The sequence below is a fragment of the Streptomyces sp. SAI-127 genome, from assembly GCF_029894425.1.
Lineage (GTDB): Bacteria > Actinomycetota > Actinomycetes > Streptomycetales > Streptomycetaceae > Streptomyces.
In genome coordinates this window covers 255,178-271,116 of sequence record NZ_JARXYJ010000003.1, presented here as the reverse complement: position 1 = coordinate 271,116, position 15,939 = coordinate 255,178, and the positions used below count along the sequence as shown (strand labels likewise).

General features: G+C 68.0%; 15 protein-coding genes and 6 pseudogenes. 11 read left to right on the top strand and 10 right to left on the bottom strand.

What is annotated here, in order from left to right; genetic code table 11:
- The first annotated feature begins 226 nt into the window (after window positions 1–226).
- Window positions 227–3,205, top strand: a complete 2,979-nt coding sequence (locus M2157_RS48555; protein WP_280868718.1) for a hypothetical protein — start codon at window positions 227–229, stop codon at window positions 3,203–3,205.
- A 235-nt stretch (window positions 3,206–3,440) separates the two neighbouring features.
- On the opposite strand, the gene M2157_RS48550 is transcribed toward M2157_RS48555, so the two are convergent.
- Window positions 3,441–3,839, bottom strand: coding sequence for a VOC family protein (locus M2157_RS48550; protein ID WP_280868717.1), 399 nt, complete (start codon window positions 3,837–3,839; stop codon window positions 3,441–3,443).
- A 93-nt stretch (window positions 3,840–3,932) separates the two neighbouring features.
- Here M2157_RS48550 and M2157_RS48545 point away from each other — a divergent pair, with 93 nt between their 5' ends.
- Window positions 3,933–4,922, top strand: coding sequence for a YafY family protein (locus M2157_RS48545; RefSeq protein WP_280868716.1), 990 nt, complete (start codon window positions 3,933–3,935; stop codon window positions 4,920–4,922).
- A 15-nt stretch (window positions 4,923–4,937) separates the two neighbouring features.
- Here M2157_RS48545 and M2157_RS48540 read toward each other — a convergent pair whose 3' ends face one another.
- Both M2157_RS48540 and M2157_RS48535 read right to left on the bottom strand, forming a co-directional pair.
- Window positions 4,938–5,519 carry a hypothetical protein gene (locus M2157_RS48540; RefSeq protein ID WP_280868715.1) on the bottom strand — a complete coding sequence of 194 codons (582 nt, stop codon included), beginning with the start codon at window positions 5,517–5,519 and terminating at the stop codon, window positions 4,938–4,940.
- Between the two features lie 25 nt (window positions 5,520–5,544).
- Window positions 5,545–5,775 (bottom strand): hypothetical protein, encoded by a 231-nt coding sequence (locus tag M2157_RS48535; RefSeq protein ID WP_280868714.1) that lies wholly within the window; start codon window positions 5,773–5,775, stop codon window positions 5,545–5,547.
- A 26-nt stretch (window positions 5,776–5,801) separates the two neighbouring features.
- Between M2157_RS48535 and M2157_RS48530 the strand changes: the two genes are divergently transcribed.
- Entirely contained in the window at window positions 5,802–7,046 is a 1,245-nt protein-coding gene (locus M2157_RS48530; protein WP_280868713.1) for an MFS transporter, read from the top strand.
- A gap of 31 nt (window positions 7,047–7,077) precedes the next feature.
- Here M2157_RS48530 and M2157_RS48525 read toward each other — a convergent pair.
- A pseudogene (locus tag M2157_RS48525) lies at window positions 7,078–7,439 on the bottom strand (IS5/IS1182 family transposase); the annotation flags it as partial.
- A 76-nt stretch (window positions 7,440–7,515) separates the two neighbouring features.
- Complete coding sequence (locus tag M2157_RS48520) at window positions 7,516–8,295, bottom strand: DUF3050 domain-containing protein (protein WP_280859196.1); 780 nt, start codon at window positions 8,293–8,295, stop codon at window positions 7,516–7,518.
- A 207-nt stretch (window positions 8,296–8,502) separates the two neighbouring features.
- Here M2157_RS48520 and M2157_RS48515 point away from each other — a divergent pair.
- The 3 pseudogenes from M2157_RS48515 to M2157_RS48505 all read left to right on the top strand — a co-directional run.
- Window positions 8,503–9,082: pseudogene (locus M2157_RS48515) on the top strand (hypothetical protein).
- A gap of 29 nt (window positions 9,083–9,111) precedes the next feature.
- Window positions 9,112–9,491 (top strand): annotated as a pseudogene (locus M2157_RS48510) (aminodeoxychorismate/anthranilate synthase component II); the annotation flags it as partial.
- 173 nt (window positions 9,492–9,664) lie between these two features.
- Window positions 9,665–9,910, top strand: a pseudogene (locus M2157_RS48505) (ATP/GTP-binding protein); the annotation flags it as partial.
- Window positions 9,911–10,275: 365 nt separating this feature from the next.
- Here the strand turns inward: M2157_RS48505 and M2157_RS48500 are convergent.
- Window positions 10,276–10,620, bottom strand: a complete 345-nt coding sequence (locus M2157_RS48500) for a hypothetical protein (protein ID WP_280868712.1) — start codon at window positions 10,618–10,620, stop codon at window positions 10,276–10,278.
- The gene (locus tag M2157_RS48495; RefSeq protein WP_280868789.1) at window positions 10,617–11,243 is read right to left on the bottom strand and encodes a caspase family protein; all 627 of its coding nucleotides are present in this window, start codon (window positions 11,241–11,243) and stop codon (window positions 10,617–10,619) included. Before M2157_RS48495 ends, M2157_RS48500 begins: the two co-directional genes overlap by 4 nt.
- A gap of 103 nt (window positions 11,244–11,346) precedes the next feature.
- On the opposite strand from M2157_RS48495, the pseudogene M2157_RS48490 reads away from it, so the two are divergent.
- Window positions 11,347–11,754: pseudogene (locus tag M2157_RS48490) on the top strand (transposase); the annotation flags it as partial.
- 52 nt (window positions 11,755–11,806) lie between these two features.
- Here the strand turns inward: M2157_RS48490 and M2157_RS48485 are convergent.
- Entirely contained in the window at window positions 11,807–12,202 is a 396-nt protein-coding gene (locus M2157_RS48485; RefSeq protein ID WP_280859197.1) for a DUF6188 family protein, read from the bottom strand.
- 609 nt (window positions 12,203–12,811) lie between these two features.
- Window positions 12,812–13,270, bottom strand: coding sequence for an SRPBCC domain-containing protein (locus M2157_RS48480; RefSeq protein WP_280868711.1), 459 nt, complete (start codon window positions 13,268–13,270; stop codon window positions 12,812–12,814).
- A gap of 213 nt (window positions 13,271–13,483) precedes the next feature.
- On the opposite strand from M2157_RS48480, the pseudogene M2157_RS48475 reads away from it, so the two are divergent.
- The 4 genes and pseudogenes from M2157_RS48475 to M2157_RS48460 all read left to right on the top strand — a co-directional run.
- Window positions 13,484–13,733 (top strand): annotated as a pseudogene (locus tag M2157_RS48475) (transposase); the annotation flags it as partial.
- A gap of 316 nt (window positions 13,734–14,049) precedes the next feature.
- Window positions 14,050–14,361 carry a hypothetical protein gene (locus M2157_RS48470; protein WP_280868710.1) on the top strand — a complete coding sequence of 104 codons (312 nt, stop codon included), beginning with the start codon at window positions 14,050–14,052 and terminating at the stop codon, window positions 14,359–14,361.
- A gap of 220 nt (window positions 14,362–14,581) precedes the next feature.
- Complete coding sequence (locus M2157_RS48465; RefSeq protein WP_280868709.1) at window positions 14,582–14,734, top strand: hypothetical protein; 153 nt, start codon at window positions 14,582–14,584, stop codon at window positions 14,732–14,734.
- Window positions 14,735–14,807: 73 nt separating this feature from the next.
- Entirely contained in the window at window positions 14,808–15,299 is a 492-nt protein-coding gene (locus tag M2157_RS48460; protein WP_348541849.1) for a DUF1003 domain-containing protein, read from the top strand.
- On the opposite strand, the gene M2157_RS48455 is transcribed toward M2157_RS48460, so the two are convergent.
- Window positions 15,212–15,928 (bottom strand): GAF and ANTAR domain-containing protein, encoded by a 717-nt coding sequence (locus tag M2157_RS48455; RefSeq protein ID WP_266514111.1) that lies wholly within the window; start codon window positions 15,926–15,928, stop codon window positions 15,212–15,214. The two genes, M2157_RS48460 and M2157_RS48455, sit on opposite strands and share 88 nt — an antisense overlap.
- Between the last annotated feature and the right edge of the window lie 11 nt (window positions 15,929–15,939).

Below are 15,939 nucleotides of genomic sequence, written 5' to 3'. Positions count from 1 at the left end.
TCGGCGTCGATCACATGGTCCTCACCGCTCAGGGCCTACCGGCCCGGCCGGGTCCCGCCGCCGAGCCATCATCGGCGTCGGCGTCTTCCAATTTTGTTCCCCAGCATGACAAGGCGTGGCAAAGCTGACGAGTAGGGGATCAACCGCTCGTTAGGCTCCGCCTGCCTTGTGCGGTACCCGTCATCGTCACGGGAACCCATTCCGCGATGTCACCAGGGGGGAACGCATGTCACCGCTGCCCGTGTGCAGGCCGCGTCGGGAGAGACGCCGACCGACGGGAGCCGCCGCGCTCGTCGTACTGATCGTGACCGTCATGGCCGTGTTCCTGGGACTGAACGTCACGGCCTCCGCCGTGACGTCAAAGCCCGGGACGACGAAACCGGCGGCGACGGCCTCGCCGAAGACCAAGCCCCGGGTTTCGGCGGCCGTGACGCCAGGGACGGACTGCGCGGCGGCGCGCGACGACGACTACGCCTCGGGCCCCGCGACGGGCACCTTCGCCGCCGCTGGCGACGCGGTGTGTCTGACCCTCCCGACGGCCACCGGCAACGGCCTGTACCTGGTCAACGAACCGCCCTCCGGCGGCGTGACCCCGGAGATGACGGTCTTCGACTCGCAGGGGGCCCAGCAGTGTGACAGCGGCTACGCCTTCAGCGTCTGCAAGCTGACCGGAACCGCGCCGTTCCAGGTGGTGCTGACGGCGCCCGACGCTGGCGCCTACCGGGTGACCATCCAGCGCACCGGCGACACGTCCGGCTGCACCGCCTGGCCGCAGTCGGCGTTCGGCGGGGCGTGGGGCGTTCAGGTGCCGCTCACCGCGGACCAGCAGACCGCGTGCCTGGCCATCGGGGCGGACCAGCACTCCACCGCCGAGCTGTTCGACTTCACGAACACCACCAACCAGCTCAACGCCTCGGTGCAGGTGTACGACCGCGCGGGCGACAAGGTGTGCGCCACGCTCGGGGGCTCCACGGCCGCCTGCCAGTTCACGCCCGGTACGGCTTACGCGGCCCTGCTGGTGGGGACCGGCACCGCCGACACGTACAAGCTGGTCCGGCGGGACGTCTCGCCGACGGCGAACTGCGCCGCACCGAGCTCGCTGACCGTCGGCGGGCCTTCCACCACCTACTCGTTCACCTCTGCTCTGGACAGCCGCTGCCTGCGGGTCACGGCGGCGACCACGGACAAGCTGTGGTTCTCCGCACGTACCCCGGCAGCCACCGAAGGTGCCGGGGCGATGCTGGGAGTTGTCGACGCCTCGGGCAAGCTCGTGTGCCGTCAGGGCGGCATATCCTGCCGCGCCACCGGGTCGACCTCGTACGTCGTCTTCGTCCTGGCCTCCGGATTCACCGGCACGCCCATCACCGCGCATGTGGACACCTGGCGGATCGGCACATCGTCCGGCTGGGCGTCGCAGTGCACCGCGCACGTGGTGTCGCCGGATGGTTTCTCGCTGCGCAGCGGCACCTTCACCGAGTCGGCGACGGCATACTGCGCGGTCATCCAGATGCAGCCGTCGCAGGACTTCGAGGTGTACGGCACGCACAGCAGCACCACGGCCACGCCGTGGGTGAGCCTGCTGAGCAACACCCGCTACAGCGGCACATACGTCGACTACGCGTACCAGTGCAACGGCGACAACGTCGGAACCTTCAGCTTCAACTGCCTGACCACCTCCTCCGCCGACGCGGGCCAGTACGCGCTGGTCGTGACTCCGGCCGAGGCGGACACGCCCGTGGAGTACTCCATGCAGGGCGTCTGCCAGTTCGGATGCTCCACCCCGCCGAAGCAGGCCGGCCTCACGTCGGTGAGTCCGGCGAGCGGACCGACCGGGACCGAGAACCAGCTGGTGCTGCACGGCACGAATCTGACGCTGGGCACCGAGGTGGAACTCGACAGCGACTACACGACGGCGAGCGCCTACCCGAGCGAGCCGGTGTCCGTCAGCCCCGACGGGACGTCGCTCACCGTACGGATCAGCACGTACGACGTCGCCCCCGGAGCGTACGACGTGGTGATCCCCGGCACCGGGTACGCGCCCGGCACGTACCTGACCGGCGCCTACACCGTCACCGCCGCCCCGGCCGCGACACCGGGCCGCCTCGTCCCCCTCACGCCGACGCGGTTCCTGGACACCCGCAACGGCACCGGGGCGCCGAAGCAGCGCGTGGGCGCGGGCGGCGTGGTGAAGCTGAAGGTGACCGGTGTGCACGGCGTGCCGACCTCCGGCGTCACCGCGGTGGTCATGAACGTCACCGCCGTCGCCCCCACCACCAGCGGGTATGTCACCGTCTACCCCGACGGGCAGACACCGCCGTCGGTGTCCAACATCAACTTCGCCGCCAAAGAGACGATCCCCAACCTGGTGACCGTGCCCGTCGTGAACGGCACGGTGGACCTGCGGAACGCCCACGGCACGGTGGACCTCGTCGCCGACGTCTCCGGGTACTACGCCGCCGGGAGCACCGGGTCTGCCCTGACCCCCCTCGCGCCGACGCGGTTCCTGGACACCCGCAACGGCACCGGGGCGCCGAAGCAGCGCGTGGGCGCGGGCGGCGTGGTGAAGCTGAAGGTCGCCGGTGTGCACGGTGTGCCGACCTCCGGCGTCACCGCGGTGGTCATGAACGTGACCGCGGTCAAGCCCAGCACCAGTGGCTACGTCACCGTCTACCCCGACGGCGAGCCCGTGCCCGCGGTGTCGAACCTCAACTTCACGACGGGCGAAACGATCCCCAACCTGGTGATCGTCCCGGTGATCGACGGCACGGTCGACCTGCGCAACGCCTCCGGCACGGTGGATCTGGTCGCCGACGTCACCGGCTGGTTCTCCTCCGCCGGGTCGACGTTCACCTCCAGCGGGCCCGTACGGCTGCTGGACACCCGCAGCGGGCTGGGTGCCCGCATCGGCACGGTCGGCCCAGGCGGCATCGTCAGCCTGCAGGTCGGCGGGGTGGACGGCGTGCCGTCCTCCGGGGTCACGGCCGTGGTGCTCAACGTGACGGTGACCGGACCCACGGCCGGGAGCTACCTGACCGTCTACCCGCACGGCAGGCCGCTGCCAGCGGTGTCGAACCTCAACTTCACCACCGGCGAGACGATCTCCAACCTGGTCGTCGTGCCCGTGGTCGATGGGAGGGTGACCTTCGCCAACCACGCTGGCGATGTGCATGTCGTGGCCGACCTGAACGGCTACTTCAGCAGCTGACGAGCGAGGGGACGGGGGCGGGGCAGATCCCCTCCCCCGGTCACAGCCCGTGAGCCCCGGCGGAGCATCCGCTCGGGCCGGTCGGGTCGATCCGCAGGCACAAGCGCAGGCGTCCTTCGGGGGTCAGCGGTGCGTTCCGGTGTCCCCTGCTGGTGTGGCGCTCCTGGACTCGGCGGCCGCGTTCATCGGGAGCCCTGGGATCTCAGGACTCCCGCGTGAGCGGCTTTGCGTGGCGTCAGCGTGCGAACTTTTCGATGGCCGCTGGGGTGACGGGGGTGAAGAAGTTGACGAGGTTGCCGTCGGGGTCACGGAACAGCAGCGACCGGTTGCCCCAGGGCATCATGGTGGGCTCGGTGACGAAGTCAGTGACGAAGCCGGTCAGGTTCTGGTGCACGCGGTCCACGTCGTCGACGAGGAACTCGGTGATCACGCTGTGGTTGTCCGCCGGGCGGGCAGAGCCCGGGGCGAACAGCGGGACGGTGCGGGTGCCGGCGATCGCGAGGGTGGCGCCCGCGGTGTTGAGTTCGGCGAAGTCTTCGGTGGCCCACGTCGCCCGCACCCCTGTGGCTCGCTCATAGAACTCGACGAGGCGCGCTACGTCGCTGGTGATGATGCGAATCGAGACGAAGTCCATGGGGATCTCCTTGGCTGTGCTGGAGGCGTGCACTGCGCAGGCTAGGAGAAATAGTGGACAGAATCGGTCCTGTATTCGCATTAGGTTGTGCACATGCCCCGACCCACTGCCCGCGTGCTGACACTCCTGGAGCTGCTGCAGTCGGGCGGCACCCGGACGGTGGCCGAACTAGCCGACCGGCTCGGCGTCGAAGGGCGCACCGTGCGGCGGTATGTGGACCAGCTGATCGACCTGGATGTGCCCGTGGAATCGGTGCGCGGCCGCTACGGCGGGTACCGGCTCGCTCCCGGGTACCGCTTGCCTCCGCTCATGCTCAGCGACGACGAGGCGCTCGCCGTACTGCTCGGCCTGGTCGCCGGCCGCCGAGCAGGGCTGACGACGACGGAGCACACGGCAAGCGAGACGGCATCGGCGAAGATCCGGCGGGTGCTGCCCAAGCACATCGCCCGTCGGCTCGACACACTTCTGGAGGCTCTCGCCTTCACGGATCAGCTCGGCGAGTTCGACACCCCCGACGCTGGGGTCCTGCTCACCATCGCCGATGCGGTGCGCCACCGCCGACCGGTCTCGATCCGCTACACCGACCGCGACGGACGGCGCAGCGAACGCACGCTGCACGCGTACGGGATCGTCGCCCATGCGGGCCGGTGGTACGTCACGGGCAAGGACACCCAGATCGGCGAGGACCGAACCTTCCGGCTCGATCGCATCGCAGACGCGCGGACCCTGCCCGGCTCATTCGAAGCGCCCGTGGGTCCCGGTCCGGCACAGCGCGTGTTGTCAGCGTTCGCCACGGCCGAGTACCGGCATGAGGTGACCTTGCGGATCCACGGGACAGTTGAGCAGATCCGCGCCCACCTTCCCGCCAGCGTCGCGAGCCTGGAGGAGCACGAGCCCGCGGCAGGCCAGGACCGGGCGACCGAGCGCTGGCTGCGCGTCGAGCTGCGGGCGGAGCGGCTCGACTGGTTGCCTGCAGTACTCGCCTCACTCGGCCGGCCGTTCGTCATCGAGCGCCCCGATGAACTGCGCGACCTCGTCACCGCGCTCGCCGATCGCCTTGCGTCCTACGCCCGCCAAGCCTGACGCGAGGAACCAATGTCATGAGATGGCACAGCAGTCCTTCGGCGTTCGGCGGCGAAGGCCGCACTGAGCAGGTGTGCCGCCGCGCGCCCTGAAGCTCGGCAGCGCGGAAAAGACGGTCCGGTCTGGGCTCGAACCTCGCTCAGGCGTCAGGCTGGCCTCCTGGCGCAGCAGGTCGGGGCGCGCGTCGGCAAGATCGAAGGCGCGCTTGAGGCCCTCAAGGAGGGCGGGCTCGATCCAGTAGATGCGCCTGCGGTCGTCCCGCTCCAGGAGGTTGGACCGGTTGTCGGGGCCGACCCGGCGCCGTACCGCGCGGATGCTGGTGAGCGTGCCGCCGATCCGCTTCGGATCGATCGGAGTCTCGGGGTGCACGGCGAAGCGGTCCTGGACTTCTTCGTACGAGGCGGTGCCGCCCACTTCGACCAGGCGGCGCAACACGGCCCGGGCGCCGGGCACCACGGCGGCGACGGTGTCGAAGATCATCCGCTCCGTCCAGCCCTGCCCCAGATCCTCCCCGCTCAGGCTCTCCGCGCCCGGCCGGGGCACCGCCGCGGGGGCGTCGGGCCAACTGCTCGCCACGGCGGCGGGGTTGAGTTCCATAGGCGGCCTGCACCGCCGCGATCGCCTACTCATAGGTATCGGTCTGCGTGTCAATCGCCAGCTGCACACCCTCCCTTGTACCGGAGCCATGGTCGGGCCGACCGGCGGGTCCCAGCCCGAGGCGGGTGCGGCGGAAGTCGATGGCGGCAGCCCACACATCCCGAGCGCCATCCCACTCCGCCCAGAACTCCTGGTCGGGCAGCCGCCGGTGACGGACCAGGTTCACCGCATCCTCGCCGTAAGGGTTGAGCAGCATAAGACCCTTACAACAGTGTGGTCGGCATGACACAACAAACCGTCGGACGCGCCGGATCCCAGGCCCGCGACCCGTGGCGCTATCGATGGATCGTGCTGGGCATTGCCACCTTCACCCAGGCCGCATCCGGCTTCTTCGTAGGCGGCATCGGGGCGCTCGGCGTCCACCTCCAGAGCGCCTTGGACCTGAGCACGGCGCAGCTGGGTCTGCTGGTCTCGGCGGCCCAGCTCGTGCCGTTGGCCGGGCTGCTGGTGGCCGGCGAGCTACTGGACCGCTACAGCGAGCGCTGGGTGGTCGGGACCGGGGCCGGCGCGGTCGGGTTGGCTCTGGGCGCGGGGAGTCTGGCGCCGGGATATACGGTCCTGCTGGTCGCGCTGTTGGTGGTCGGCATGGGATACAGCACCGTCCAGCCGGGTGGGAGCAAGTCGGTGGCCTCTTGGTTCGACGCGTCACAGCGCGGCTTCGCTATGGGTATCCGGCAGGCCGGGCTGCCGCTGGGGGCGGCGCTCGCCTCGGCCGTACTCCCGCTCGTCGCTGCGGACTTCGGCTGGCGGGCGACATTGCTAACCGGCGGCTTCGTCGCGCTGCTGGGAGCCGGCCTCTTCATGGGCTGCTACCGTCGGCCACCCACACCGCCCACCCCGCAGGACAAGGAACCGTCGGACCCGCTCGCGGCGCAGCTTCGCGCCCGGCTACGAATGCTCCGCGAACCGTCCACAGTGAAGATCATGCTGTCGGGAACCAGCCTGATCTCGGTGCAATACGGCGTGGGCATCCTGACCGTGCTACACCTCCACCAAGCGTCATCGGTCGGCGCCGGGAAGGCGGCCCTGGTCCTGGTGGCCTCCCAGGGTGCGGGCGTCGCGGGCCGGATCTGCCTGGCGGCATGGAGCGACCGGAGCAGGTCAGGGCGCTATGCCATCGTGCTGGTCTGCATGATCGCCGTGATCGCCGGGCTGGCCGTGCTGATGACACCGGCCGGGAGGGCACCGGTCGTCGCTTCCGGCATCTTCGTCTGGCTCGGCTTCTTCGGCTTCGGCTGGTACGGCCCGTGGGTCGCCTACGTCACCGAAGCGGCCCCACCGGGCAAGACCGGCTTCGCCCTGGGTCTGGCCATGTCCGTCAACCAGATCGCCATCGTCAACGTTCCGCCTGCACTCGGCCTGCTGGTCGACCTCACCAGCAGCTTCACCCCGGCCTGGGCACTGCTGTCCCTGCTGACCGTCGTCGCCCTGGCGGTCACGGCCGAGGCAGAACTCCGCACCCGCTGACGCGTCTCAGACCTTTGACCCTTCACTTTACGTCCGACAGGACGTGGATGCTGGAACCCCGTTGCCGCGGTCGACGGGATGCGGCTGTGAGTTCGCGCTGACACGGGCGGTATCGAGGACGAAGCCGGTGACGTCGATCAGGTCTGCGTGGTTGAGCCGGCCCAGCACGGCTGCGTGCGGACGGCCATGGCCGGCTCTCGACCAGATCGGGAACCGGCGGTGTGCGGTCGGCTTCGACAGGCCGGAGCAGAGGGGCAGTCGGCGCAGCCGTCGGCCAGTACCTGGACGATGGCCGCGAAGAGCGCCTCATCAGGCGTGTCCCGCGTTCCGCCGACCTGCGACCGCAGCCTCGACGGCGGGATCAACGGCTTCGGAGCCGGCGATCTCCCACAGACCCTCCGGAACAGTCCAACTCCACGCACCCGCACCATGTGCGGCTCAAGGAGCCTCTCACCAAGCAGGACAGGTCTTACCCCATAGCCCCCAGAATGCCGTCCCACAACAGCGACCGCGCCTCCAGTGCCTGGGTCGCCGTCTCCACCGCTTCCTCCCAGCGCCTGTCGTCCGTGCCGCACAGGTCTGCGACCATCTGCAAGGCCATGGGGGTGTGCTCCTCACCGTCGACCTCGATGTGGCGGGCGAGGTAGTCGCAGAACAGCGGGAAGTGCTCCGTGCCTTCCTTCTTGATCACCTGGTCGAACATGTCCGGGATCAGGTCCTCGCGGGAGAACGCGAAGGCGGCGGCGCGGCAGTGCAGCGGACCCTTCTCAATGATGCCGAAGGTGGTGCTGACGAACTCGGAGGCCGGGGCGGGGACTTGGGCGCCGCGCAATGCTGCCGGCACGCCGTGGCCCTCGGCCAGCAGCACGAGGAACGCGTCGATCCGGGTCGTGTCGGCGCCGGCCTCGGTCATGCCGGCGCGGTAGAGCTCGAAGTGGCTGGTGAAGCCGCCGTTCAGCTCGTCACTCTCCTCGACCAGCACGATGTCGTTGATGAGCCGCCGGCTGACCTCCGAGCCGCGCGGTACCCAGGGGACGTCGACACAGGTCAGTTCGCGTTGCAGGGACTTCAGCAAGGACATGAAGTCCCATACAGCGAAGACGTGGTGAGTCATGAATGTTGCCATGTTCTCGCGGCTGTCGATGCGCTGGTAAATCGGGTGTGCGGTCACTTCTTTCCGCGCGGACTCGATCACCGAACGAGCCTTGTCGATTCCCTCATGCCGCATATCCCAGTCGTACCTGGACATGATTCTCCTTCTGTCGTTAGAGCGATCGTGCAGCCGTTGAAGACCGCCTGCAAGCACTTTCCCGAATTCAAGGAGAGTTACCTTGAGTACGATTTAACAGACCACGTCAAGGCGACCAAAAGATAGATAAATGGCCACGATACGGGCAATCGAAAAAAATTCGTTGAGGATTTGAACGCGCTGTGAAGACTCTGCGTACGTGTTCACGTGACCAGTAATCCCGTCACCGTCACCGTGGCCTATCACGTGACGTCGGGCCGCGAACCCGACTTCCATTCGTGGGGGTGGGCGATGCTGAACGCGAGCGCTCAGCAGCCAGGCTTCATGGGGGGGGTGGCGTCCTTGTCGACCGAGAGGCGGAATGGCATGCCGTCTACCGCTTCGCCAGCGAGGGAACGGCCCGGGCCTGGGAGGATTCCGCCGCCAGGGCCCATTGGGACATCAGGGCCGCGGACTTCGCCCGGCAGACCGAGCGCAGGAGCGTGCGAGGTTCCAAGGCGTGGTTCGACTCACAGACCCGCCACGCCTAAGACGCTCACTCCGCCAGCGAAATGGAAACTGTGGTTCGTGAACATGAGCGCGGTGTTTCCGCCGGTCCTCCTGTTCAATCTGATCATTCTTCCTTATCTCGGCGGCCTCACCGCTCGTCCGCACACTGCTGTTGTGCCTATGCGTGACAGCCCTCGTCACCTGGATTCTCATGCCGCGGCTCCAGCGTTTCCTCAAGAAATGGCTTTACCCGCCGCTCCAGGCATTCCGGGGACGACACAAGAGACGGACCGCATAGGTCCGGAGCGAACCAAGGGAGGTGGGCGGGTGAAGACCCTGCCCATCGACAATTACGACTCGTACACATACAACCTGTTCCAGCTGATCGCCGAGGTCAACGGCGAGGAACCTGTTGTGATCCGCAATGACTCCCCGGGCGGGATTCCAGACCTTGCGGAATTCGACAATGTCGTGGTGTCGCCGGGGCCCGGGCATCCGGGCAAGCCGCGCGACTTCGGAATCGCATCCGCTGTGCTCGCCGAGTCACCGCTCCCCGTGCTCGGCGTCTGCCCGGGCCACAGGGCATCGCGCTCGGCGAGGGCGCCCGGGTGACGGCCGCGCCACAGCCCCGGCACGGGCATCTCTCGAGAGTCCGGCACAACGGACACGAGGTGTTCTGCGGCCTGCCGCAGGACTTCACCGCCGTCCTTGCGAGGTCGTACGTAGCCCACAGTCTGATCACCTACAGTTGCCAGGGCAGTCGACCGGCGTTGGGGCACTGCCGCTGGTAGGGCTGTGGACGCCGGGCTGTTCGCCTTTCAGGATGTCGGCGGTTTTGCTCGCCCTTGAGGAGGTGCTTCTCGGGCTGGGCGCCACGCACTGCGGCCCCCTCCCCGCCCGCCACGGCCGACACCAACCCTTCCGCGACGTCATCACCGACATCGAAAACAACCTCGACCTCCACCAGCGCACCGCCGGCCGCATCGGATCCCTCACCCGACTCATCCGCCAAGCAGCCATCACCGCCATCTGCGACGGCACCGAACGCATCACCAAGAAATCACTCGACGCCATCCGCCTCGACCACCTCGCCGAGCCACACAGCCGCCCCGCACCAAAGCGCTGACCGCCCCACTCAGATCTCGCCCCATTCCCGCAATAGTGCGAAATCAGCCGTACTGGTGTTCAGGAAGCGACACGGCCCCATCGCTGCGAAACTCTGCCTGGCAGGCAGTCGCACTGGACGGGGGCGTGTAGCTGTGGCGAGAGCAAAGACGAAGGCGCAGTCCCGCAAGGGCTATTACCGGGCAGCGCACTACGTGAAGCCATCCTCGACGTCAGCCGATGGAAGAAGCCATCCCTGGGGCTCATCCTGGGCGCCGCTGTGCTGCTCATCGCCGCATGGAACACCCTGTTCTCAGACGGCTCCGACAGCTCGGACAAGACGCCTCACCGTCAGCCGTCCAGTGTCTCGGCCTCTGCGGTCCCCCGTCAGTGATCCCGCCTGCGGCGCAAGGCCGACAAAGGGCGCTGCCACGCTCTGGCCTTCCCAGGCCCGCCGTCACGGGTGACTTCCGGGCTCGCCGACTTGGCCGACAGGTTCTGCGCGCGCAGGTGCTGCCAGGCGGTCTGCCACTGCGTGATCTGTTCACCGGGAACACCGCACGCTGAAAGATAGACGGCCTTGGTACCCCAAGTCGCCGGAAGAGTACTGCGGTTGAGCAGAGCGCCGACGGTGCCGGCCGCCATGCGTCCACCCGAACGCTCACTGACCGCCCGATGAGTCAGTCCACTGACCACCCGCACCTCCGCGAGAGCGGTGAAGAACCCGGTCACGGTACGGATCGCGCGCGGATCCGGCCAGAGACACTCCCCGCATCCGCACCCGCCGCCGCGGCAGCAACGGGCGCCGTAGGCAGATCCGCGTGGTTACGCCCCAGCGCGACCTGGGCACCGCCGTTGCGGTCCCGCGCCTGCGGAACAGGATGCCCGCGCGCCTCCATCGTCAGGCGCAGATGCCGGTACAGCACCCCGAGGTCAACCAGCGCGGGACCACCGGGTATGCCCCGCCGCAGAGCCTCCAGCAGCGCACCGGTGAAAGCCGTGTTGGTCTCCCCCACCGGCGCCAAAGCAGTACGGGTCTCGGCGGCGGCTGCCAGCAGGAAACTGCCCTCCACCGCCGCCTGGTCGGCAAGCCCCGCCCCCGCGCTCATCCTCCCCAAAGCCAGGCCGCTGTAACAGCAGTCCAAAATCACCACATGCCGCTCGGCCCGGGAGTGCAGCAGCACCTGGCGCACCCAGTCATAGGGCAGACCGGTCTCGACACGGCCGAACTCGGTATGCGGCAGAGCCAGAACGAGCTGATCCTGGGCATCGACCAGTCCGTGCCCGGCAAAGTAGACGATCAGTGTGTCGCCGGCCTCGGCGGCCGCCTGCCGCACCGCGCCACACCACCGCATGCGCAGCAACCGGATCCTCCACAACGTGGGTGGAGCGCGGCGTCGTTCGTGCTGGCGGTCGCGGCGTGGCGGCAGAGCCGGCCGCAGCGGCCGCGGCCACACTCACCCTCAGGCCGACGTTATCGAGTCCCTGCCCGGCATGGGCCCGATCCTGGGAGCCGAGTTCGTCGTCGCCGCGGGCGACCTGGCCTCTTATCCGGACGCCGGCCACCTGGCCTCAGCCGGTGGACTGGTACCTGTTCCACGCGACTCCGGACGCCGCACCGGCAACCTGCACCGGCCCAAGCGCTACAGCCGACGCCTCCGCCGAGTCTTCTACCTCTCCGCCCAGACCAGCATCATCCGCGACGGCCCCAACCGCACCTACTACCTCAAGAAGCGAAGCGAAGGCTGCAAGCACATCCCAGCCGTGATCGCCCTCGCCCGCCGACGCGTCGACGCCCTTTGGGCCCTACTCCGAGACAACCGCCCCTTCACCACAACCCCACCCGCCACCGCCGCCCCGGCCTGACTCGGCCAACAAGACTCCGCCGACCGCGTCGGTAACCCGCGCTTCGTGGTGGTCAGCGTTCCCAGTTTTCCTCGCCCCCAGGCCCGACCATGATCGGCTCGATTCCGTGCCCGATCAGACGCCAGGACACGAACTGCGGGTCTGGGCCCACCCACAGCCCTGCACCGTCTTGAAAGTCGATGACCAACACACCGCGGTCGCGGACATCGACCGCAACCACTGACTGCCCGAAGAGCGCTAGAACGGGGGCGAGACTCACACCTGTGCCGGGGTCCAGCTCGTGCCACTCGCCAGCAGCGTCCCGGAACAGAAACGGCGTATCCAATACCAACTCGGCACCCAGCCGGTACCCCTCGTCCGGGTCCAAGGCACCGAGACTCAGCGTAACCTGCAGGTCAAACGCCGTGCTGTCCACCCGAGCACCGATCAACGCCGTAGGAACCTTCACGCCGCCTCCCCCACGTCCTCAGCACACTCCCAACATATGACTCGAGGTCCGATGGCGCAGCCCAAATCCCAGCGGCGTGCCCTTTGCGTGCCCGCATGGACGAGGACCTGCGGGAAACACCGGGCAGCCACGGCGCACGGACATGCGAACGACCCCTGCCCGGAAAACCCAGGTCAAGGGCCGTTCCTACTGCTCATCGCGCGGTCGGTATGGGATTTGAACCCACGGTGACATTGCCGCCACAGGGGTGTTCGAGATCGTCAGCGGCTTGAGTCGGTCATTGAGACTCCACCCAGCCCGTCAGCGAACCAACAACACACCAGGCCAGCGACCACCCCACACACCAACAAGCCCCCCTCCGAGCGTCAGACGCCCTCCGTCTCGGTGGATTCGAGTAGGCGGAGAAGGAACGGACGTTCCTGATGGCGTGGCGGTCTCATCCAGATGATCGACACTGACCAGCCGTCTCCCCGGCCCTCCTGACCAGCGAGATTGCGATCTACGGCTGGAGTATTAGTACTCCAGCCGTAGATCGCAATCTCGCTGGTCAGGGGCGGTGTGAAGGCAGGTATGGCCAGCGGCAAGGGCCCCTCCCACCCGGCGAAGATCTCAGGTCGAAGCAACCGACGACATCAGCTCCTCCAGCTTGTTGAGGCTCTGAGTCCAGCCTTCCTCGTGCAGAGCTTGGCGCCGCTCAGTGGCGAAGTCGCCCTGGGTGAAGACCAGTTCGGCCGAGGTGCCGCCGATATCGCGAAGGGACAGCGTCACCACCGTCTCCCTATCCTCGGGATCGGGATCCTCCCACCGGAAGGTGTAGGACAGGCGTTCCGGAGGGTCGACCACAAGGAATTCCCCGACCAGGTAGAACCGCTCGCCTTCCGGAGGCTGCATCGCGATCCGGTAACCGCCTCCTGGCCGAAGGTCGCTTGCCACACCCGGAGTGGTGAACCCGTCGGGACCCCACCACTTGGCCAATTCCTGCGGTTCGGTCAACGCTCGGAATACGACCGGACGCGGTGCGCGGAGGACACGTTGCATGTGCAGCCTCAGCCCGCCATCGTGCGTCATCACGAACCTCCTCCGGCCGAAGGCGCCGGATTGACCACCGCACTTATCCTATGTATCCCCGCCGAAGGCTGCGATCTAACAGCTCAGGGGCGGTGTGGGCGCAGGTGCGGCCACCGGTGATCATGGCGTGTTGTGTGGGCGAACGAAGATCAAGCGGTGGCTGCAGGCCATAGCGTAGACCCCGCTCGCTGGCGGGACCTGTTCGATGCCTTGATGGGCCGGATCGCGGGCCGCTTCGCGCGGCTCGAACCGCGACGTCGCGCACGGTCCCTCGTTCTGGGACTGTTGTCGGACCTGTCACGGAAGAATTGCTGGACGATCGCCGAGCATGCCTGACACGCCACACCGGACGGCCTGCAGCACCTGCTGGCCCGGGCTAAGTGGGACGCCGAGGCAGTCCGCGAAGACCTGCGCGGATACGTCGTCGAGCACCTCGGCGGCCCAGGACGCCATATTGGTCGTCCGTACGCACGAAGTTGACGCCCTGCCATGCAGACGCCCCCGTACGGGTCTTGGCCGCTTCGCCGCGATCGCCAGGACGCGCCACTCCAGCAGCTGCGCGGACCGTCACCCGAAAGTGCGTAACAGCGCTCGAACTCTCCCCTGGTGGCGGTGCCTACCAGCGGCTGTTCACCCGCGTCCGGCCTGCCTGCGTTGGTCGAAAAAGACGATGAGCCGCCGATGACGCCATCGGCATGACATCGCCCGGCAACCGCAACCGCACGTGGCCGTGTACGACTCTCCCCTTGCACATCCACCCGCTACAGGAGGAGACCAACGTGACCATCGCCCTTGAACACCCCACACCGCAGACCTTCGTCGACCCCTACGCCGCCGACCCGGCGCAGACCGCCTGGCCTGCAGGCGCAGCCGGGCAGGACATGGACTACCTGCTGCCGCCGCCCAACCCCTCCGAGCGCCTCAGCATTCTCATCGACCCCCGCGACCAGCGCCGCCTGGCCCTGCACGCCGCACTGACCGCCGCCGGCATCCCGCCGCTCCCCGAGGACCGCGACGCCATCGACCAACTCAGCGCCCTACCCTCCAGCATCAACACCACCCTGCAGCGCTGGCTGCGCCACCCCGCATGAAGCGAACAGAAACACGCCGGGCCCGTCGCGCTGTGCGCGTACGGACCCCAGAACCAAGCGCCGAGCAGGCCCTGGACGCCGTACGCGGCCGCTCCGAGGACAGCCGTCCACTGACCGGCACTCTCGGTGGCACGGAGCCCGGCTTCGGCCTGATCGTCAACCGTGAGGCGCTCCGCCCGCTGCTGCGGGCCTGCCCGAACGCGAACGGCGGATCCTCTGTATGCGGTTCTTCTGCTACACGCAGTTCTTCTGCGCGATGACGCAGAACCGCATCGGCCCGCAGCTCAGTCTCTGGCAGATGCAGGTGTCCCGGTTGATCGTCCGCACCTGTGCGCGCCTGCGCGACCGGCTGATGGCGGAGGCTTGCGGTTAGGCTCCAGGGACGCGCGGCGGCTGTAGCCCGTGGTCGGCGATGCCCCGAGAGGCGAGAAGCGCGGCGCGGCGCGATGAGCGAGCAGGACAGCCGGGTCATGCATCATCCCGCATTGGTTGCACACCGCAACAGCCGTGCCGGGGATGTCCAGTTGCGGATCGCCGACGTCATCACCGAGTTCGCCGGTTCGATGCCGTTCGTGTACGTCCACGCCGTCGCGTTCGCGGTCTGGATGCTTTGGGTCGAGAGCAGCGCCTGGCCCACGTTGACGCTCGTCGTGTCGCTGGAGGCGATCTTCCTCTCCACGTTTGTCATGATCGACCAGAACCGGCAGGCGGCCTTCCAGCAGATAAAGGCCGACCACGATTTCGTCGAGCAGGAGTTGGAGCTCATGACCAACACCGAGCTGACGCGAGCGATCCGCCTCATGACCACGGAGCTGCGCAGAGCAGCAACGGGGCCCCATCGGGGAGCGGGTCAGGCTCCTAGACCGGCGAGGGGTTCGGAGTCGTCGATGAAGGCGCGGGCCACGTCGGCCAGGCGACGGTTGTGGGAGCGGGCGTAGCCGCGCAGCGCGGTGAACGCCCGCTCCATGTCGATGCCCTGGCGTTCGGCGAGCTTCCCCTTGGCCTGTTCGATCAGTACCCGGCTGTTCAGGGCGGCCTGCAACTGTTCGTTCAGCACGGTGCTGCGCTGGGTGGTGCGTTGTTGCAGCAGGCTGATGGTGGCGACGTCGGCCAGCGCCTGGGCGACGAGGGTGGCGGGCGGGTCGAAGGGGCCGGGCGCGGCCCGGAAGAGGTTCAGGGCGCCCACGGTCTCCTCCCGCAGGCGCATGGGCAGGGCCTGGACGGCGCCGAATCCCCCGCGGTGAGCCGCCGTGACGAAGCGCGGCCAGCGGTCGATCTCCCGGGTCAGGTCGGGGACGATCACCGGTGCGCCGGTGCGGAAACACGTGAGGCAGGGGCCCTCGTCGTTCTGGAGCTGGAAGAGCTCCAGCACACGCACCTGTTCGTCGGAGGCGGCCATGACGCGGAGTTTGCCGTCCCGGTCGGCGAGCAGCACCCCGGCGGCGCTCGCGTCGAGCATGCCGACGCAGCGGTCGGTCAGCAGGCGCAGGAAGTCGATGAGGTCGAAGTCGGCGACCAGGTTGTCGGCCAGCTCGACGAAAGTCTTGGACAGGAGCTGTTCATCCATTGTGGGCACCC